We start from the raw sequence: 18,783 nt of genomic DNA on the forward strand, positions 1-18,783 counted from the left end.
GGCCGGGCGGGAGCGGGGTAGAGGGCCCGCTGGATCCCGTACGGCCGGTCACATCAGAGCTCAGCCCTGGAGGGAGGCAACCTTGGTGGCCAGCGCCGACTTCTTGTTGGCGGCGGCGTTCTTGTGGATGACACCCTTCGAGACAGCCTTGTCGAGCTGACGCGAGGCGGCACGAGTGGCAACGGTGGCCTTCTCGAGGTCGCCGGCGGCGACAGCCTCACGGGCCTTGCGGATCGCGGTCTTGAGCGAGGACTTGACGGCCTTGTTGCGCAGGCGCGCCTTCTCGTTCGTCTTGTTCCGCTTGATCTGGGACTTGATGTTCGCCACGAAAAGAGCCTTTACAGGTTCGATGTTCCTTCTGGATGCGCCTCGCAGCTGAGAGGGCATACGAGACACAGCTGTCCACACTATCAGCCACCCTCGGAGCCGCCCAAACCGGGCGCCGGGCGGCGGGCATGGGACCATGGTGTCTACGTATCCGTTCTGAAACATCGCCCGAGACGAGATCCCTGCGTGCCCGCGACTCCTACCAACGTGCCCGAGCCGAGCCGTACCGACCCGGCTCTGATCCGCAACTTCTGCATCATCGCGCACATCGACCACGGCAAGTCCACGCTTGCCGACCGGATGCTCCAGCTGACCGGTGTGGTCGACCAGCGGCAGATGCGCGCCCAGTATCTCGACCGGATGGACATCGAGCGGGAGCGCGGCATCACGATCAAGTCCCAGGCGGTCCGGCTGCCCTGGGCGCCCACCGACGGGCAGGGTGAGGGCAGGACGCACATCCTGAACATGATCGACACGCCCGGGCACGTCGACTTCACCTACGAGGTGTCCCGGTCGCTCGCCGCCTGTGAGGGCACGATCCTCCTGGTCGATGCGGCGCAGGGCATCGAGGCGCAGACGCTCGCCAACCTCTACCTGGCGATGGAGAACGACCTCACGATCGTTCCGGTCCTCAACAAGATCGACCTGCCGGCCGCCCAGCCGGAGAAGTTCTCCGAGGAACTGGCCAACCTCATCGGATGCCAGCCGGAGGACGTCCTCAAGGTCTCCGCGAAGACCGGCATGGGCGTCGAGGCGCTGCTCGACCGCGTCGTGCGGGACGTCCCGGCCCCGGTCGGCGTAGCCGACGCCCCCGCCCGCGCGATGATCTTCGACTCCGTGTACGACTCGTACCGGGGCGTCGTGACGTACGTCCGTGTCGTCGACGGTCAGCTCAACAAGCGCGAGCGCATCAAGATGATGTCGACCGGCGCGACCCACGAGCTGCTGGAGATCGGTGTCTCGTCGCCGGAGATGACGTCGTCCGACGGTCTCGGCGTCGGCGAGGTCGGTTACCTGATCACCGGTGTGAAGGACGTCCGCCAGTCCAAGGTCGGTGACACGATCACCTCCCTGCACCAGGGCGCCACCGAGCCGCTGGGCGGCTACAAGGACCCGAAGCCGATGGTCTTCTCGGGCCTCTACCCGCTGGACGGCTCGGAGTACCCGGACCTCCGCGAGGCCCTCGACAAGCTCCAGCTCAACGACGCCGCGCTGGTCTACGAGCCGGAGACCTCCGCCGCGCTCGGCTTCGGCTTCCGCGTCGGCTTCCTCGGTCTCCTCCACCTCGACGTGATCCGCGAGCGGCTGGAGCGCGAGTTCGGGCTCGACCTGATCGCCACCGCCCCCAACGTGGTCTACCGCGTGGTCATGGAGGACGGCAGCGAGCACACGGTCACGAACCCGAGCGAGTTCCCCGAAGGCAAGATCAACGACGTCTTCGAGCCCGTCGTGCGCGCCACGATCCTCGCCCCGAGCGAGTTCATCGGCGCGATCATGGAGCTCTGCCAGACCCGTCGCGGCACGCTGATCGGCATGGACTACCTCTCCGAGGACCGGGTCGAGATCCGCTACACCCTGCCCCTCGCCGAGATCGTCTTCGACTTCTTCGACCAGCTGAAGTCCAAGACGCGCGGTTACGCCTCCCTCGACTACGAGCCCACCGGCGAGCAGGCCTCCAGCCTGGTCAAGGTCGACATCCTGCTGCACGGCGACAAGGTGGACGCCTTCTCGGCCGTCACCCACAAGGACGCCGCGTACGCCTACGGTGTCCGGCTCGTCGCCAAGCTGCGCGAGCTCATCCCGCGGCAGGCCTTCGAGGTGCCCATCCAGGCCGCCATCGGCTCCCGGGTCATCGCCCGCGAGACCATCCGCGCCATCCGGAAGGACGTCCTCGCCAAGTGCTACGGCGGTGACATCTCCCGTAAGCGGAAGCTGCTGGAGAAGCAGAAGGAAGGCAAGAAGCGCATGAAGATGGTCGGCTCGGTGGAGGTGCCGCAGGAGGCCTTCATCGCCGTCCTGTCGAGCGACGAGTCCTCGGGCAAGGGCAAGAAGTAGCTGAGTTATGCACCGAATGGGCCCACGTGCGTCGCGCACGTGGGCCTGTTCGTTATCCACAGGCCCTTACGTGGCAGCATTCCGGCCTCTACTCTGATCCCGGCTCGAAGGTTACTCGCCAGTTAGTTACGAACCACCAGAAGGCACCGCCGCCGCCCGGAGGACGTCGTGAGCGACACACAGACCCAGATCGAGAACCGGCCGCCCTCCGTGGCGTCCCTCTTCCTTGAGCGCGTCGAGCGGACCCCGGACGCGGAGGCCTACCGCTACCCGGTCCCCGCCGCCTCCGGCACCGGCCCGGACGACTGGAAGTCGCTCAGCTGGGGACAGGCCGCCGAGCGGGTCTACGCGATCGCCGCCGGCCTCGTCGACCTCGGCGTCCAGGCCGAGGAGCGCGTCGCCCTCGCCTCCTCCACCCGTGTCGAGTGGATCCTCTCCGACCTCGGCGTGATGTGTGCGGGCGCCGCGACCACCACGGTCTACCCGCAGACCAACGCCGAGGAGTCGGCGTTCATCCTCTCCGACTCCGAGTCGAAGGTCCTCATCGCCGAGAACGCGGCCCAGCTGGCCAAGGCCGTCGAGCGCCGCGCCGAGCTGCCGAACCTCCGCCACGTCGTCGTCATCGACGCCGCGGACGTGGAGAGCGACGGGGACTTCGTCCTCTCCCTCGCCGAGCTGGAGAAGCGCGGCAAGGCCTACCTGGAGGAGCACCCCGAGGCGGTCAAGGAGCGGGTCGCCGCGATCACCTCCACGCAGCTCGCCACCCTCATCTACACCTCCGGCACCACCGGCCGCCCCAAGGGCGTCCGCCTCCCGCACGACAACTGGTCGTACATGGCGAAGGCCATCGCCGCCACCGGCCTCGTCACCCAGGACGACGTCCAGTACCTGTGGCTGCCGCTCGCCCACGTCTTCGGCAAGGTCCTCACCTCCGGCCAGATCGAGGTCGGTCACGTCACCGCCGTCGACGGCCGCGTCGACAAGATCATCGAGAACCTGCCGGTCGTCCAGCCGACCTACATGGCGGCCGTGCCCCGCATCTTCGAGAAGGTCTACAACGGGGTCGCCGCCAAGGCCCGCGCGGGCGGCGGAGCCAAGTACAAGATCTTCCAGTGGGCGGCCGGCATCGCCCGCGAGTACGCCAAGGCCACCCAGGACAACTTCCGCCGCACCGGCACCGCCTCCGCGCCCTTCGGCCTCTCCGCGAAGCACAAGGTCGCCGACGCCCTCGTCTACGGCAAGATCCGCGAGGCCTTCGGCGGCAACCTGCGCGCCTGCATCTCCGGCTCCGCCGCCCTCGCCCCCGAGATCGGCTACTTCTTCGCCGGCGCCGGCATCCACATCCTGGAGGGGTACGGCCTCACCGAGTCCTCCGCCGCCTCCTTCGTCAACCCGGGCGAGGCCTACCGCACCGGCACCGTCGGCAAGCCGCTGCCCGGCACCGAGGTCCGGATCGCCGACGACGGCGAGATCCTGCTGCGCGGCCCCGGCATCATGGAGGGCTACCACGGCCTCCCGGAGAAGACGGCCGAGGTCCTGGAGTCCGACGGCTGGTTCCACACCGGCGACATCGGCGAGCTGTCCGCCGACGGCTACCTCCGGATCACCGACCGGAAGAAGGACCTGATCAAGACGTCCGGCGGCAAGTACATCGCGCCGGCCGAGGTCGAGGGCCAGTTCAAGGCCGTCTGCCCCTTCGTCTCGAACATCCTCGTCCACGGCGCCGACCGGAACTTCTGCACCGCCCTCATCGCCCTCGACGAGCCCGCCCTCCTCGGCTGGGCCGCCGAGCACGGCCTCGGCGGCAAGCCGTACGCGGAGGTCGTCGCCGACCCGCGGACCGAGAAGCTCATCCAGGGCTACGTCGACCGCCTCAACGAGGGCCTCCAGCGCTGGCAGACGGTCAAGAAGTTCCGCCTGCTCCCGCGCGACCTCGACATCGAGCACGGCGAGCTCACCCCGTCCCTGAAGCTGAAGCGGCCGGTCGTCGAGCGCGAGTACAAGGAGCTCATCGAGGAGATGTACGCGGGCTCGCGCGAGGCGTGACCTGCGGGGCCGGGCCGCTACCTCGGGCAGTACGGGACAATGGGGCTCATGCCTTCCGTACTGCCCGATGGTGAGTCCGTTCCCGACGACGGGGCGCTGCCCCCGCACGCCCTCGAAGGGGCCGGGGAGCGGCCGCTCGGGTTCTACCTGCACGTGCCGTACTGCGCGACGCGCTGCGGCTACTGCGACTTCAACACGTACACGGCGAGCGAGCTGCGCGGTACGGGCGGTGTGCTCGCCTCCCGCGACAACTACGCCGACCAGGTCGTCGAGGAGATCCGGATCGCCCGGAAGGTCCTCGGGGACGACCCGCGGCCCGTCCGGACCGTCTTCGTCGGCGGCGGCACGCCCACGCTGCTCGCCGCCGGGGACCTCGTGCGGATGCTGGGGGCCATCCGGGACGAGTTCGGGCTCGCCGACGACGCCGAGGTGACGACCGAGGCCAATCCGGACTCCGTCGACCCGGCCTACCTCGCCGAGCTGCGCGCCGGCGGCTACAACCGGATCTCCTTCGGGATGCAGAGCGCCCGCCGGCACGTCCTGAAGATCCTCGACCGGACCCACACCCCCGGGCGGCCCGAGGCGTGCGTGGGGGAGGCGCGGGCGGCCGGGTTCGAGCACGTCAACCTCGACCTCATCTACGGCACGCCCGGCGAGTCCGACGACGACTGGCGGGCCTCGCTGGAGGCGGCGATCGGCGCCGGGCCCGACCACGTCAGCGCCTACGCCCTGATCGTCGAGGAGGGCACGCAGCTCGCCCGGCGCATCCGGCGCGGTGAGGTGCCCATGACCGACGACGACGTGCACGCCGACCGCTACCTGATCGCCGACGCGGCCTTCGAGGAGGCGGGCTTCTCCTGGTACGAGGTGTCCAACTGGGCCACCTCCGAGGCCGGGCGCTGCCTCCACAACGAGCTGTACTGGCGCGGGGCCGACTGGTGGGGCGCGGGGCCGGGCGCGCACAGCCACGTGGGCGGGGTCCGGTGGTGGAACGTGAAGCATCCCGGCGCGTACGCGGCGGCGCTGGCGGAGGGCCGGTCGCCCGGTGCCGGGCGGGAGATCCTCGCGGAGGAGGACCGGCGCGTCGAGCGGATCCTCCTGGAGCTGCGGCTGCGGGAGGGCGTCGAGCTGGCGATCCTCAAGCCCGCGGGCCTCGCGGCGTCGCGCAAGGCGCTGGGGGACGGGCTGCTCGACCCCGAGTCGTACGAGGCGGGGCGTGCGGTCCTGACGCTGCGCGGGCGGCTGCTGGCCGACGCGGTGGTGCGGGACCTGGTGGACTAGGAGGAGGGCCCTGGTCCACCAGGCGGACCAGGGGGCCTCAGTAGTGGGTCGGCAGGACGTCGTAGCAGAAGTCCGCCATCGCCGGGTTCTGGCTCAGGATCGCCATCATCTTGTCGCCCGTGTCGGGTCCGACGATGCCGTCCGCCTGGGAGTCGCCCAGCTTCCAGCGCTGGAAGCCCACCACGCCCCACTGCGTCCGCTCGCCCCAGATGCCGTCGATCTCCAGCGGCACCGAGACGGCGTGGGCCCAGTTCACGGCCGCCTGCACGCACTTCACGCCGTCGCCCCGGCTTCCGTACGAGAGGTACGGGGCGGAGGTGCCGGCGTCGGCGGTGCCCGCGAGGCTCACCATGGCGACGGCGACGGACGACGTCAGCAGGGCGGCTCGCCTGAACACGGGGCGGCTGAACACGGATTCCTCCAGGGGTGGGGTGATGCGGTGCCGCCACGCTGGCACGGCCTCGCTCGTCCCGGCACCGGTCCCGTGTCCCGGGACGCCCGGCCAGGGACGCTCCGGGACACCCCGGCCCGCCACCCCGCCTACGGCGCCGTCACGAAGTCGATCAGTTCCTCGACGCGGCCCAGGAGCTCCGGTTCCAGGTCCTTGTAGGACGTCACGCGCTTCAGGATCGCCTGCCAGACCGCGCCCGTGTTGTCCGAGGGCCAGCCGAGGGCGCGGCAGACGCCCGTCTTCCAGTCCTGGCCGCGGGGGACCGCCGGCCAGGCGGGGATGCCCAGGGAGGACGGCTTCACGGCCTCCCAGACGTCGATGTACGGGTGGCCGACGACCAGGACGTGCGGGGACGTCACCTGGGCGGCGATCCTCGACTCCTTCGAGCCCGGGACCAGGTGGTCGACGAGTACGCCGAGCCGGGCGTCCGGTCCCGGGGCGAACTCCGCGACGATCGACGGCAGGTCGTCGACGCCCTCCAGGTACTCCACGACCACGCCCTCGATGCGCAGGTCGTCGCCCCAGACCCGTTCGACGAGCTCGGCGTCGTGGCGGCCCTCCACGTAGATCCGGCCCGCCCGTGCCACGCGCGCGCGTGCGCCGGGGACCGCGATCGAGCCGGACGCCGTACGGGTGGGGCGGGACGGGCCCGACGCCGGGCGGACCAGGGTCACCACCCTGCCCTCCAGGAGGAAGCCGCGCGGTTCCAGCGGGAAGACCCGGTGCTTGCCGAACCGGTCCTCCAGCGTCACCGTGCCCGCCTCGCAGCGGATCACCGCCCCGCAGAAGCCCGTGGTGACCTCCTCGACGACCAGGTCGGGGTCGGCCGGGATCTCCGGGACGGGAGCGGACTTCTTCCAGGGCGGGGTCAGGTCCGGGTTGTAGCTGCGCATGGGCTCCGTTCCGTCCGGGGCGTGGTGGCGGGGGTTCTGCTGGGGGTCCGGGGGTCATCCCCCGGGCAGGCACGGTCAGGGCGGGGTCAGATCCGGGTTGTAGCTGCGCATGAGCTCTGTTTCGTCCGAGGCGGCGTCAGGTCCGTGTCGTAGCCGCGCATTCGGGCGACGCTACGACACCCCGAAGCGGCGTGCCAGTTCACCGCGCTGCGCCCGGACGAACGTGGCGTCCACCACAGCCCCGTGGCCCGGCACGTACGCCGCCTCCTCGCCGCCCAGGGCGAGCAGCCGGTCCAGGGCGTCCGGCCAGCGGGACGGGATCGCGTCCGGGCCCGCCTGCGGCTCGCCCGACTCCTCCAGCAGGTCGCCGCAGAAGACGACCTCGCGCTCACCCGGGACGCAGAGCGCCAGGTCGTGGCCCGTGTGGCCGGGTCCCACGTTCGCCAGGAGGACCTGGCGGTCGCCGAGGTCGAGCGTCCACTCGCCCGTGACCAGGTGCCGGGGGGCCACCAGGACGTCCGTCGCCTCCGCCGCCACCTGCGGATCGACCCCTTGCCGTACCGCGTCCCCGTACAGCTCCTCCCGGGCCCTCGTCCCGCTCAGGAGGTCGTCCGATCCCACCGCGCCGAAGACCTCCGCCCCGGCGAACGCCGCCGTGCCGAGCACATGGTCGAAGTGCGGGTGGCTGAGTGCGATGTGTGTCACCTTGCGGCCGCCTGTGAGTCCCCTCACCTGTGCGCGCAGTTCGGCGCCCTCCGCGAGCGAGGACCCCGTGTCGTACAGCAGGACCGCCCGTGTCCCCAGGACCAGCCCGACCGTGGCGTCCCAGCCGGGCAGCCGTCGCCGGCCCACCCCGTCCGCGAGACGCTCCCATCCGTACGCTTCCCAATCCACGTCCATGGGGCGACGCTAGCCGGTGCGGGCGCCGCCTCCTTGCCAGGAGCGATGTCCGCCGCCGTACACTGGCCGGGGGATCGCTGGCACTCGGACAGGGCGAGTGCCAAAAGCGGAGCAACCGGAACGACGACGACAGCTGGAGGTGCGCACGATGCTCAGCGAACGCAGACTCGAGGTCCTGCGCGCCATCGTCCAGGACTACGTCGGGACGGAGGAGCCCGTCGGCTCCAAGGCGCTCACCGAGCGCCACAAGCTCGGCGTGTCGCCCGCCACCGTCCGCAACGACATGGCCGTGCTGGAGGAGGAGGGGTACATCGCCCAGCCTCACACCAGCGCCGGGCGCATCCCCACCGACAAGGGCTACCGGCTCTTCGTCGACCGGCTCGCCGGCGTCAAGCCGCTGTCGACGCCGGAGCGGCGGGCCATCCACAACTTCCTCGACGGAGCCGTCGACCTCGACGACGTCGTCGGGCGCACGGTACGACTGCTCGCCCAGCTCACCCGCCAGGTCGCCGTCGTCCAGTACCCCTCGCTGACCCGCTCGACCGTCCGGCACGTGGAGCTGCTCTCGCTGGCCCCCGCCCGCCTGATGCTCGTCCTCATCACGGACACCGGCCGGGTCGAGCAGCGGGTCGTCGACTGCCCCGCGCCCTTCGGCGAGACCTCGCTCGCCGACCTGAGGGCCCGGCTCAACAGCCGGGTCGTCGGCCGCCGGTTCGCCGACGTGCCGCAGCTGGTGCAGGACCTCCCCGAGTCCTTCGAGGAGGTCGAGGACCGCGCCACGGTCTCGACCGTGCTCGCGACCCTCCTCGAAACCCTGGTCGAGGAGCACGAGGAGCGGCTGATGATCGGCGGCACCGCCAATCTCACCCGCTTCGGACACGACTTCCCCCTGATGATCAGGCCTGTCCTGGAAGCCCTGGAGGAGCAGGTCGTGCTCCTCAAGCTGCTCGGCGAGGCCAAGGAATCGGGCATGACCGTACGCATCGGGCACGAGAACGCCCACGAGGGGCTGAGCTCCACGTCCGTCGTCTCGGTCGGCTACGGTTCGGGCGGCGAGGCAGTCGCCAAACTCGGCGTGGTCGGACCGACCCGCATGGACTACCCCGGAACGATGGGAGCGGTACGCGCAGTGGCACGTTACGTCGGACAGATCCTGGCGGAGTCGTAAGTGGCCACGGACTACTACGCCGTACTCGGCGTGCGCCGCGACGCGTCCCAGGACGAGATCAAGAAGGCGTTCCGGAGGCTCGCACGCGAGCTGCACCCGGACGTCAATCCCGATCCCAAGACGCAGGAACGCTTCAAGGAGATCAACGCCGCCTACGAGGTCCTCTCGGACCCGCAGAAGAAGCAGGTCTACGACCTCGGCGGCGACCCGCTCTCGGCCTCCGGCGGCGGTGGCGCGGGCGGCGGCTTCGGAGCCGGCGGCTTCGGCAACTTCTCCGACATCATGGACGCCTTCTTCGGCACGGCCTCGCAGCGCGGCCCGCGCTCGCGCACCCGCCGCGGCCAGGACGCCATGATCCGCCTGGAGATCGACCTCAACGAGGCGGCCTTCGGCACCACCAAGGACATCCAGGTGGACACGGCGGTCGTCTGCACCACCTGTTCGGGTGAGGGTGCCGCGCCCGGCACCTCGGCGCAGACCTGTGACATGTGCCGCGGCCGCGGTGAGGTCTCCCAGGTCACCCGGTCCTTCCTCGGCCAGGTCATGACCTCGCGGCCCTGCCCGCAGTGCCAGGGCTTCGGCACCGTCGTCCCGACGCCGTGCCCCGAGTGCGCCGGCGACGGCCGCGTGCGGTCCCGCCGCACCCTCACGGTCAAGATCCCGGCCGGTGTCGACAACGGCACCCGCATCCAGCTCGCGGGCGAGGGCGAGGTCGGCCCCGGCGGCGGCCCCGCCGGCGACCTGTACGTCGAGATCCACGAGACCCCGCACGAGGTCTTCCAGCGGCGCGGCGACGACCTGCACTGCACGGTCACCATCCCGATGACGGCGGGCGCGCTAGGCACCAAGGTGCCGCTGCAGACCCTCGACGGCGTCGAGGAGATCGACATCCGTCCGGGCACGCAGTCCGGTCAGTCGATCCCGCTGCACGGGCGCGGCGTCACGCACCTGCGCGGCAACGGCCGGGGCGACCTGATCGTGCACGTCGAGGTGACGACCCCGAGCAAGCTCGACGCGGAGCAGGAGCGGCTCCTGCGCGAGCTGGCCAAGCTCCGCGGCGAGGAACGGCCCACGGGGCAGTTCCAGCCGGGGCAGCAGGGTCTGTTCTCACGCCTGAAGGACGCCTTCAACGGGCGGTAGGCGCTCGGCTGGGGGTCCGGGGGTCGTCCCCCGGGTCAGCACAGTCAGCCGGGGCAGCAGGGCTTGTTCTCGCGCCTGAAGGACGCCTTCAACGGGCGGTAGGCATGAGGAAGGGGCGGCACTCCGGTGCCGCCCCTTTTCCTGTCCCCCCGTAGGGGCATGACACGATGCCCATATGTCCCCCACCGCACTGAACGATCTCTCTCGGTTTCCGATCGTGCAGGCCCCCATGGCCGGTGGCGCCTCCTCTCCCGAGCTCGTCGGGGCCGTCTGCGGGGCCGGGGCCCTCGGTTTCCTCGCCGGCGGGTACAAGACGGCCGGAGGCCTGTACCAGGAGATCAAGCGGGTCCGCACCCTCACCGCGCGCCCGTTCGGTGTCAACCTCTTCATGCCGCAGGACGGCCGGCCCGCCGACCCCGCCGCCGTCGAGGTCTACCGGCACCAGCTCGCGGGCGAGGCCACCTGGTACGAGACCCCGCTCGGCGAGGCCGACGACTCCCGCGACGACGCCTACGACGCCAAGCTGGCCATCCTCCTGGAGGACCCGGTCCCCGTCGTCTCCTTCACCTTCGGCTGCCCCGCGAAGGAGACGTTCCACGCCTTCGACCGCGTCGGTACGTACACGATCGTCACCGTCACCTCCGCCGACGAGGCCCTCGCCGCGGAGCGGGCAGGCGCCGACGCCGTCTGCGTCCAGGGCGTCGAGGCCGGCGGCCACCAGGGCACGTACCGCGACGACCCGGCCGACGAGGGCGCCCCCGGCACCGGGCTCCTCACCCTCGTCACCCAGGTCCGCGAGGCCGTCGCGCTGCCGATCGTCGCCGCCGGAGGGATCATGCGCGGCGCGCAGATCGCCGCCGTCCTCGCCGCCGGTGCCGACGCGGCCCAGCTCGGCACCGCCTTCCTCCCCTGCCCCGAGTCGGGCGCCCACCCGCTGCACAAGCGGGCCCTGACCGACCCGCTGTTCACCCGGACCGCCCTCACCCGGGCCTTCTCCGGGCGTCCGGCGCGCGGCCTCGTCAACCGCTTCATGCGCGAGCACGGGCCGTACGCCCCCGCCGCCTACCCCGAGATCCACCACCTCACCGCCCCGCTCCGCAAGGCCGCCGCCACCTCCGGCGACGCCCAGGGCATGGCCCTGTGGGCCGGCCAGGGCCACCGCCTCGCCCGCGAACTCCCCGCCGGACAGCTGGTCGAGGTGCTGGCCGCCGAACTCGACACCGCCCTCTCCGGCCTGGCACACAGGAGTGCTTCATGACCGCGCCCGTCTTCGTCGTCGACACCGTCCCCGGTGCCGGGAGTTTCCTCCTGGACGGGCCCGAGGGCCGGCACGCCGTCTCCGTGAAGAGGCTGCGCGCGGGCGAGGAGCTGGTCCTCGCCGACGGGCGGGGCCGCTGGGCCGAGTGCGTGGTGGTCTCCGCCGAGGGCAAGGACGAGCTCACCGTGCGGGTCGACGAGGTCCACGAGGACCCCGAGGAGGAGCCGCGCATCACGGTCGTCCAGGCCCTCCCCAAGGGCGACCGGGGCGAACTCGCGGTCGAGACCATGACGGAGACCGGCGTGGACGCGATCGTGCCCTGGGCCGCCTCCCGCTGCATCACCCAGTGGAAGGGCGACCGGGGCCTCAAGGCACTCGCCAAGTGGCGGTCCACCGCGCGCGAGGCCGGCAAGCAGTCGCGCCGCACCCGCTTCCCCGAGGTCACCGACCTCATGACGACCAAGCAGCTCGCCGCCCTCCTCGCGGACGCCGACTTCGCCGCCGTCCTGCACGAGGACCGCGAGCACCCCAGCGGCACGCTGGCCACCGCCGAACTCCCGGCGAAGGGCTCGATCGTGCTGATCGTCGGCCCCGAGGGCGGGGTCTCCCCGGACGAGCTCGCCGCCTTCGAGGCCGTCGGCGCGAAGCCGTACCGCCTGGGCCGCAGCGTCCTGCGCACGTCGACGGCCGGCACGGCGGCGACGGCCCTCGTCCTGGGGCGCACCGGCCGCTGGAGCTAGGGCCTGTCCGGCGGACCATGGCCGGGGCGGCGGCCTGAGCCGCCGGACAGGCCCTGGGCCGTGCCGGTCAGCGCGTCGTAGAGCGGCCAGGCGTCCTCCTCGCGGACGCCGTGGACGGTGGGGAGGAGGCCCCGGGCCGCGGCCTCCTCCAGGAAGCGGCGTACGACACCGGGCATGTTCAGGTTCAGGATGTCGCCGTCGGCCGAGGCCACGTCGCCCAGGCCGAAGGGGTACCCGGCCACGATGCGGCCCGGTCCTTCCCGGAAGACGAGGCGGAGCTGCGCGTGGGGGTGCTCCGCGCGGCGCAGCGAGAGGACGGTCCGGCAGTCCGGGTGCCGGTGCCGGACGTTCCACAGCCACAGGGCGCCGTCCACGGTCAGTCTGCGCGGCGCGCCTTCCCGTCTCATGCCGCGCACCCTACGCCCGTGCCCCGCCGCCCCCGGTGGACAGGGGCCCCCGGATGCTCCTTAGGCTGACCCGCATGGCCGACGAGTCCCCCCTCATCCGCAGTCTGCGCGCCGCCGTGGCCGCCGCCCCCGGTGATGTGCCCCTGCGCCTCCACTTCGCCGAACTCCTCCTCTCCGAGGGGCGGAACGACGAGGCCGTCGCGGAGGCGGCCGCCGCCCTCCAGCACGCGCCCGGCGACGCGGACGCGCGTGCGCTGATGGTGCGGGCGATGGGGATGCCTCCGGTGGAGCCCCGGAAGCCCGAGCCCTCACCCGTGCCCGAGAAGCCCGTCGAGCCCGCCCCCTCCTTCGACTGGGACGCCGCCGAGCAGCAGGTGCGGGACCTCGTCGGGCCCCGGTTCCTCGACGACCCGCAGGCCGAGGGGGCCGACGGGACCGCCGGGGACGCCGCAGCCTGGGACGTCGACGCCCCCGGAGCCGTACGCCTCGCCGACGTCGGCGGCATGGAGGAGGTCAAGGAGCGCCTGGAGGCCGCCTTCCTCGCGCCCATGCGCAACCCCGAACTGCGCAGGCTGTACGGCAAGTCGCTCCGCGGCGGCCTGCTCCTGTACGGCCCTCCCGGCTGCGGCAAGACGTTCATCGCGCGGGCCGTCGCGGGCGAGCTCGGCGCCAACTTCCTCACCGTCTCGCTCTCCGACGTCCTCGACATGTGGATCGGGGCCTCCGAGAAGAACGTCCACGACATCTTCGAGACCGCCCGCCGCCAGGCGCCCTGCGTGGTCTTCCTCGACGAGCTGGACGCCCTCGGCGCCAAGCGCTCGCGCACCCACCACAGCGGCCTGCGCAACGTCGTCAACCAGCTCCTCACCGAGCTCGACGGCATCGCGAGCGGCGCCGGCAACGAGGGCGTGTTCGTGCTCGCCGCGACCAACGTGCCCTGGGACGTGGACATCGCGCTGCGCCGCCCCGGCCGCCTCGACCGCACGCTGCTCGTGCTGCCGCCGGACGCGGCCGCCCGCGAGGCGATCCTCCGCTACCACCTGCGGGAGCGGCCCATCGAGGCCGTCGACCTCGGCAAGCTCGTCAAGGCCACCGAGGACTTCTCCGGCGCGGACCTCGCCCACGTCTGCGAGTCGGCCGCCGAGGCCGCGCTCCTCGACTCCGCCCGCACCGGCTCCGTACGCCTGATCACCACCAAGGACCTGCTCGGCGCGGCCAGACAGATCAAGCCGTCGACGGAGCCGTGGTTCGCGGCCGCCCGGAACGTCGCCATGTTCGCGAACGAGGGCGGCCTGTACGACGACCTCCTCGCCCACCTCAAGCGGAAGCGCAAGCTGTGACCGCGTCCACCGTGCTCGCGCGCGCCGAGGCGCTCTACGAGACCGGGCGGTACGCGCAGGCCGGTGAGCTCGTCGCCCGGCACCTGGCGACCGAACCGGAGGACGCCGAGGCGCTCGTCCTGCTCGCCCGCTGCCACCACCGGGCCGGCGACCAGGCCGCCGCCCTCGCCGCCGTCGACCAGGCGCTCGGGGCCCATCCCGATCTGCTCGGGGCCTGGCTGATGCGGGTCCAGATCCTCCTCGCCGACCGACGGTTCCCGGAGGCCGAGGCCGCCGCGCGGTACTCCGTGGAACTCGCACCGAACTTCTGGGGCGCCCACTACGCGCTCGGCACGGCCCTCGCCGAGCACGCCGAGTACGCGCGCACGCCCGCGCGTACCGTCGAGGCGTACGAGATCGCGCGGACCGCCGTCAGCCTCGCCCCCGAGGAGGACGCCGCCCACTTCCTGGTCGGCCTCACGGCCCAGCGGCGCGGCGACCACGCCACCGCCCAGCGCGCGTACGAGACGACCCTGCGCCTCAACCCGCACAGCAGCGAGGCCCACAACAACCTCTCGCTGCTGCGGCTGCGGCGGCGCTGGTTCCGGCGCGGTGCCTGGACGCAGGCCGCCGAGGGCTTCGTCGCCTCCGCCGCGCTCGACCTCCAGGACCGCAAGGCCCGCTACAACCTGGAGGCCATGGCCTGGAACACCGCCGCCGGGGCCCGCTGGGTCGCCCTCCTCGGCTTCGTGGCCTCCGCCGTCGCCCGCGCCGCGGTCCCCGACGGCGCGACCTGGGTCGTCGCGGCCGTGCCGCTCCTGGTCGGCGCGGCCGTGGTCCTCGGCGCCTGGACCGGGTGGGGGGTGTGGATGGCCCGCCGGGTGCCGCCCAGGCTGCGCCGGCCCCTGCTCCTCGTGGCCCGCAACTGCCGGCCGGTGCTGTTCATGGCCGGGGCGGTCGGGCTCCTCGGCCTCTACTCGCTCGCCTCGCCGGCCCTGTGGTCCTTCGACTCGGGCACGGTGAGCGGCTTCGGCACGCCCCTGTTCTGGGGTGTGATCATCACGTACTGGGTGAGCCGCTCGGCGCTGAACCGTCGTATTCCGAAGGACTGATCCTGCCGTTCGCCGTCGGAGGCGGCGGATAGCATGGCCGGGTAGTTGATCGTCAAGGCACGGCCAGTACATGGTCAGTGATCGGCATCAGACCGAGGAGGTCCGGGACATGGCCGGAGAGCCGCAGAGCGACTGCCTGTTCTGCAAGATCGCGGAGGGGGAGGTGCCGGCGACGATCGTGCGCGAGACGGAGACCACCGTCGCGTTCCGCGACATCAACCCGCAGGCGCCCACGCACGTCCTCGTCATCCCGCGCGTCCACTACCCCGACGCCGCGTCGCTGGCCGCCGCCGCGCCGACCGTCGCCGCCGACATACTGCGCGAGGCGGGCGAGGTCGCCGAGCAGGAGAAGATCGAGGGCAGCGGCTTCCGGATCGTCTTCAACACCGGCGCCGGAGCCGGCCAGACCGTCTTCCACGCGCACGCGCACGTCCTCGGCGGCCGCGGCCTCAACTGGCCCCCCGGATAAGACGTGTCCGTACGCGAACTGGTCGTCCTCGGGACCGCCAGCCAGGTCCCGACCCGGCACCGCAACCACAACGGCTACGTGCTGCGCTGGGACGGCCGGGGCATCCTCTTCGACCCCGGCGAGGGCACCCAGCGCCAGATGCTGCGGGCCGGGGTCGCCGCCCACGACCTCGACCGGATCTGCGTCACGCACTTCCACGGCGACCACTCGCTCGGCCTGGCCGGGGTGATCCAGCGGATCAACCTCGACCAGGTCCCGCACCCGGTCACCGCCCACTACCCGGCGAGCGGGCAGCACTTCTTCGAGCGGCTGCGGTACGCCACGGCCTATCGCGAGACCGTGCAGCTCACGGAGGCCCCGGTGGCCGCCGACGGGCCGCTCGCCGTCACCGAGTCCTTCACCCTGGACGCCCGCCGGCTCTCCCACCCCGTCGAGTCCTACGGCTACCGGATCACCGAGCCCGACGGGCGCCGCCTCCTGCCCGAGAAGCTCGCCGCGCACGGCATCAAGGGCCCCGACGTCGGCCGGATCCAGCGCGACGGCAGCCTGAACGGTGTCCCGCTCGACGAGGTCAGCGAGGTCCGGCGCGGGCAGCGCTTCGCCTTCGTCATGGACACCCGGCTCTGCGACGGGGTGCACGCCCTCGCCGAAGGCGCCGACATGCTCGTCATCGAGTCGACCTTCCTCGACGAGGACGTCCGGCTCGCCACCGACCACGGCCATCTGACCGCCGGGCAGGCCGCCGCCGTCGCACGCGACGCGGGCGTCCGGCACCTCGTCCTGACCCACTTCTCGCAGCGCTACTCCGACCCCGCCGCCTTCGAACGGCAGGCGCGGGAGGCCGGGTTCGACGGCGAGCTGAGCATTGCCCAGGACCTCATGAGGGTCCCCGTACCGAAACGAACGTGAACATGCCCGTACCCAAGGCAGAACTGCACCTCCACATCGAGGGCACCCTCGAACCCGAGCTCGCCTTCGCGCTCGCGGCCCGCAACGGCATCACCCTGCCGTACGCGGACACCGCCGCCCTCCGCGAGGCCTACCGCTTCAGCGACCTCCAGTCGTTCCTGGACCTCTACTACGGCCTGATGGCCGTCCTGCGCACCGCCGAGGACTTCACCGAACTCGCCGACGCGTACCTGGAGCGGGCCGCGGCCCAGGGCGTCCGGCACGCCGAGATCTTCTTCGACCCGCAGGCACACACCGCCCGCGGCGTCCCGATCGGCACCGTCATCGAGGGCCTCGGGGCCTCCCTCGACCGCGCCGAGGAGCGGTACGGAATCTCCACCCGGCTCATCCTGTGCTTCCTGCGCGACGAGTCGGCCGAGTCGGCACTCGCGACCCTGGAGGCCGCGAAGCCGTACCTGCACCGGATCACCGGCGTCGGCCTGGACTCGGCGGAGGTCGGCCACCCGCCGGCCAAGTTCCGCGAGGTGTACGAGGAGGCCGCCCGGCTCGGCCTGCGCCGCGTCGCCCACGCGGGCGAGGAGGGCCCCGCCGCTTACGTCCGCGAGGCGCTCGACGTACTCGGAGTGGAGCGCATCGACCACGGCCTGCGCTGCATGGAGGACCCGGAGCTCGTCGACCGGCTGGCCCGCGAGCGGATCCCGCTGACGGTGTGCCCCTTCTCGAACGTCCGGCTCCGCGTCGTCGACACCCTCGCCGACCATCCGCTCCGCGCGATGATGACGGCGGGGCTGCTCGTGACCGTGAACTCCGACGACCCGGCGTACTTCGGCGGGTACGTGGGGGACAACTTCGACGGGGTGCGGAACGCGCTGGACCTGGATCCGGAGCAGCTCCGCGAGCTGGCGCAAAACTCGTTCCTGGCGTCGTTCCTGGAGGACGACGAGCCGCGCAGGGCGCGGTACCTCTCCGAGGTGGAGGCCTACACGTTCGGTGAGGGGTAGCCGGCCGCGGGCCGGTGCGTGTGCGGGGGTGGGGGAGACGTCTTTCTGTGCGTCCCACCCGTCACCCCACCCCCATCGGGCACACTGATCTGATCCGCACCGCGACCGGGGAGTCTGCCGTGACCACAGCAAGGGGAGAGCAGCCGCAACACGACGCCGGGGTCGACCCGTTGGTGTGCCTGCGCGAGCCCACCGACCCGGACTGCGACGTCTTCCTGACCGGCACCGTCTTCCTCGACATCATCTTCACCGGCCTCGATTCCGCCCCCGTGCGCGGCACCGAGTCCTGGGCCCGCGGGATGGGGTCGAGCCCCGGCGGCGTCGCCAACATGGCCACCGCCCTCGCCCGGCTCGGGCTCCGGACCTCGCTCGCCGCCGCGTTCGGCGACGACCACTACGGCGAGTACTGCTGGGACGCCCTGGAGCAGGGCGAGGGGATCGATCTCTCGCTGTCGCGGACCGTGCCCGGCTGGCACTCGCCCGTCACCGTCTCCATGGCGTACGAGGGCGAGCGCACGATGGTCTCCCACGGCCACGAGGCCCCGCCGCTCGACGGCGCCCTGCCCGCCTATCCGCCGCACGCGCGCGCGGCCGTCGCCTCCCTCGTGCCGGGCCGCTCCGAGGAGTGGGTCGCCCAGGCCGCGCGCGGCGGCGCCAAGGTCTTCGCCGACGTCGGATGGGACGACACCGGCCGCTGGGACCTGGCCGGGCTCACCGACCTCCAGCACTGCGAGGCGTTCCTGCCCAACGCCGCCGAGGCGATGCGCTACACCCGCACCGACTGCCCCCGGGCCGCCGCCCGCGCCCTCGCCGACAAGGTCCGCTACGCCGTCGTCACCCTCGGTTCCGAGGGCGCCTACGCCGTGGACGGCGGCACCGGCGAGACCGCCGAGGTGCCCGCGATCCAGGTCTCCGCGCTCGATCCGACCGGCGCCGGGGACGTCTTCGTCGCCGGGTTCGTCACCGGCACCCTCGCCGACTGGCCGCTCGCCGACCGGCTCGCCTTCGCCGGTCTGACCGCCGCCCTGTCGGTGCAGGAGTTCGGGGGGTCGCTGTCCGCCCCCACCTGGCACGAGATCGCCGCCTGGTGGCAGCACGTCCAGGGTCACGCCCGGCAGGACCCCGAGGCGCTGCGCGGCCGCTACGCCTTCCTGGAGCGGCTCCTGCCCGCACCCGCCCGCCCGTGGCCGCTGCGCCGGGCGGTGCCGACGATCGGGTTCCGGGCCGCTCATCCGTAAACCCCTACGGTCTTGTCGGCGGCTGGTCGTAGGCTTGGTAGCCGAGAGGTTGTCGAGCAGCGAGAACCC

At 72.1% G+C, this 18,783-nt stretch carries 18 protein-coding genes; 13 read left to right on the top strand and 5 right to left on the bottom strand.

Annotated elements, in window-relative coordinates:
* Window positions 1–60: 60 nt before the first annotated feature.
* A complete protein-coding gene (rpsT, locus tag ACFYX3_RS13010) occupies window positions 61–327 on the bottom strand; it encodes a 30S ribosomal protein S20 (protein WP_188270270.1) in 267 nt (88 codons plus the stop codon).
* Between the two features lie 186 nt (window positions 328–513).
* On the opposite strand from rpsT, the gene lepA reads away from it, so the two are divergent.
* From lepA to hemW, 3 genes are all read left to right on the top strand, one after another.
* On the top strand, window positions 514–2,382 hold the full coding sequence (gene lepA / locus ACFYX3_RS13015) for a translation elongation factor 4 (RefSeq protein ID WP_389011942.1): 1,869 nt from the start codon (window positions 514–516) through the stop codon (window positions 2,380–2,382).
* A 168-nt stretch (window positions 2,383–2,550) separates the two neighbouring features.
* The gene (locus tag ACFYX3_RS13020) at window positions 2,551–4,428 is read left to right on the top strand and encodes an AMP-dependent synthetase/ligase (RefSeq protein ID WP_389011945.1); all 1,878 of its coding nucleotides are present in this window, start codon (window positions 2,551–2,553) and stop codon (window positions 4,426–4,428) included.
* A 48-nt stretch (window positions 4,429–4,476) separates the two neighbouring features.
* The gene (hemW, locus tag ACFYX3_RS13025; protein ID WP_389011948.1) at window positions 4,477–5,709 is read left to right on the top strand and encodes a radical SAM family heme chaperone HemW; all 1,233 of its coding nucleotides are present in this window, start codon (window positions 4,477–4,479) and stop codon (window positions 5,707–5,709) included.
* Window positions 5,710–5,746: 37 nt separating this feature from the next.
* On the opposite strand, the gene ACFYX3_RS13030 is transcribed toward hemW, so the two are convergent.
* The 3 genes from ACFYX3_RS13030 to ACFYX3_RS13040 form a co-directional block, all read right to left on the bottom strand.
* Window positions 5,747–6,121 carry a peptidoglycan-binding protein gene (locus ACFYX3_RS13030; RefSeq protein ID WP_389011951.1) on the bottom strand — a complete coding sequence of 125 codons (375 nt, stop codon included), beginning with the start codon at window positions 6,119–6,121 and terminating at the stop codon, window positions 5,747–5,749.
* A gap of 128 nt (window positions 6,122–6,249) precedes the next feature.
* A complete protein-coding gene (locus ACFYX3_RS13035; RefSeq protein WP_376590478.1) occupies window positions 6,250–7,053 on the bottom strand; it encodes a DUF3097 domain-containing protein in 804 nt (267 codons plus the stop codon).
* 171 nt (window positions 7,054–7,224) lie between these two features.
* Complete coding sequence (locus ACFYX3_RS13040; RefSeq protein WP_389011954.1) at window positions 7,225–7,953, bottom strand: MBL fold metallo-hydrolase; 729 nt, start codon at window positions 7,951–7,953, stop codon at window positions 7,225–7,227.
* 148 nt (window positions 7,954–8,101) lie between these two features.
* Here ACFYX3_RS13040 and hrcA point away from each other — a divergent pair, with 148 nt between their 5' ends.
* From hrcA to ACFYX3_RS13060, 4 genes are all read left to right on the top strand, one after another.
* Window positions 8,102–9,121 carry a heat-inducible transcriptional repressor HrcA gene (gene hrcA / locus ACFYX3_RS13045; protein WP_116161056.1) on the top strand — a complete coding sequence of 340 codons (1,020 nt, stop codon included), beginning with the start codon at window positions 8,102–8,104 and terminating at the stop codon, window positions 9,119–9,121.
* Window positions 9,122–10,261, top strand: a complete 1,140-nt coding sequence (gene dnaJ / locus ACFYX3_RS13050) for a molecular chaperone DnaJ (RefSeq protein ID WP_093876158.1) — start codon at window positions 9,122–9,124, stop codon at window positions 10,259–10,261.
* A 175-nt stretch (window positions 10,262–10,436) separates the two neighbouring features.
* Complete coding sequence (locus tag ACFYX3_RS13055) at window positions 10,437–11,519, top strand: nitronate monooxygenase (RefSeq protein WP_376590473.1); 1,083 nt, start codon at window positions 10,437–10,439, stop codon at window positions 11,517–11,519.
* On the top strand, window positions 11,516–12,259 hold the full coding sequence (locus ACFYX3_RS13060; RefSeq protein ID WP_389011959.1) for a 16S rRNA (uracil(1498)-N(3))-methyltransferase: 744 nt from the start codon (window positions 11,516–11,518) through the stop codon (window positions 12,257–12,259). The genes ACFYX3_RS13055 and ACFYX3_RS13060 overlap by 4 nt, the downstream gene beginning before the upstream one ends.
* On the opposite strand, the gene ACFYX3_RS13065 is transcribed toward ACFYX3_RS13060, so the two are convergent.
* Complete coding sequence (locus tag ACFYX3_RS13065) at window positions 12,256–12,666, bottom strand: hypothetical protein (RefSeq protein WP_389011962.1); 411 nt, start codon at window positions 12,664–12,666, stop codon at window positions 12,256–12,258. The two genes, ACFYX3_RS13060 and ACFYX3_RS13065, sit on opposite strands and share 4 nt — an antisense overlap.
* A 74-nt stretch (window positions 12,667–12,740) precedes the next feature.
* Here ACFYX3_RS13065 and ACFYX3_RS13070 point away from each other — a divergent pair, with 74 nt between their 5' ends.
* The 6 genes from ACFYX3_RS13070 to ACFYX3_RS13095 all read left to right on the top strand — a co-directional run bounded on the left by ACFYX3_RS13070 (window position 12,741) and on the right by ACFYX3_RS13095 (window position 18,714).
* The gene (locus ACFYX3_RS13070; protein ID WP_389011965.1) at window positions 12,741–14,006 is read left to right on the top strand and encodes an ATP-binding protein; all 1,266 of its coding nucleotides are present in this window, start codon (window positions 12,741–12,743) and stop codon (window positions 14,004–14,006) included.
* Window positions 14,003–15,097: a tetratricopeptide repeat protein gene (locus ACFYX3_RS13075; RefSeq protein WP_389011967.1), complete on the top strand. Its 1,095-nt coding sequence runs from the start codon at window positions 14,003–14,005 to the stop codon at window positions 15,095–15,097. Before ACFYX3_RS13070 ends, ACFYX3_RS13075 begins: the two co-directional genes overlap by 4 nt.
* A 109-nt stretch (window positions 15,098–15,206) precedes the next feature.
* Window positions 15,207–15,566, top strand: coding sequence for a histidine triad nucleotide-binding protein (locus ACFYX3_RS13080; protein ID WP_086821945.1), 360 nt, complete (start codon window positions 15,207–15,209; stop codon window positions 15,564–15,566).
* A gap of 3 nt (window positions 15,567–15,569) precedes the next feature.
* Entirely contained in the window at window positions 15,570–16,475 is a 906-nt protein-coding gene (locus ACFYX3_RS13085; protein WP_376590466.1) for a ribonuclease Z, read from the top strand.
* 2 nt (window positions 16,476–16,477) lie between these two features.
* Window positions 16,478–17,476, top strand: a complete 999-nt coding sequence (locus ACFYX3_RS13090; protein WP_389011972.1) for an adenosine deaminase — start codon at window positions 16,478–16,480, stop codon at window positions 17,474–17,476.
* Window positions 17,477–17,595: 119 nt separating this feature from the next.
* Window positions 17,596–18,714, top strand: a complete 1,119-nt coding sequence (locus ACFYX3_RS13095) for a carbohydrate kinase family protein (protein ID WP_389011975.1) — start codon at window positions 17,596–17,598, stop codon at window positions 18,712–18,714.
* Window positions 18,715–18,783: the final 69 nt, after the last annotated feature.

It is taken from the genome of Streptomyces sp. NPDC002463 (genome assembly GCF_042889835.1).
GTDB classification, from domain to species: domain Bacteria; phylum Actinomycetota; class Actinomycetes; order Streptomycetales; family Streptomycetaceae; genus Streptomyces; species Streptomyces nymphaeiformis.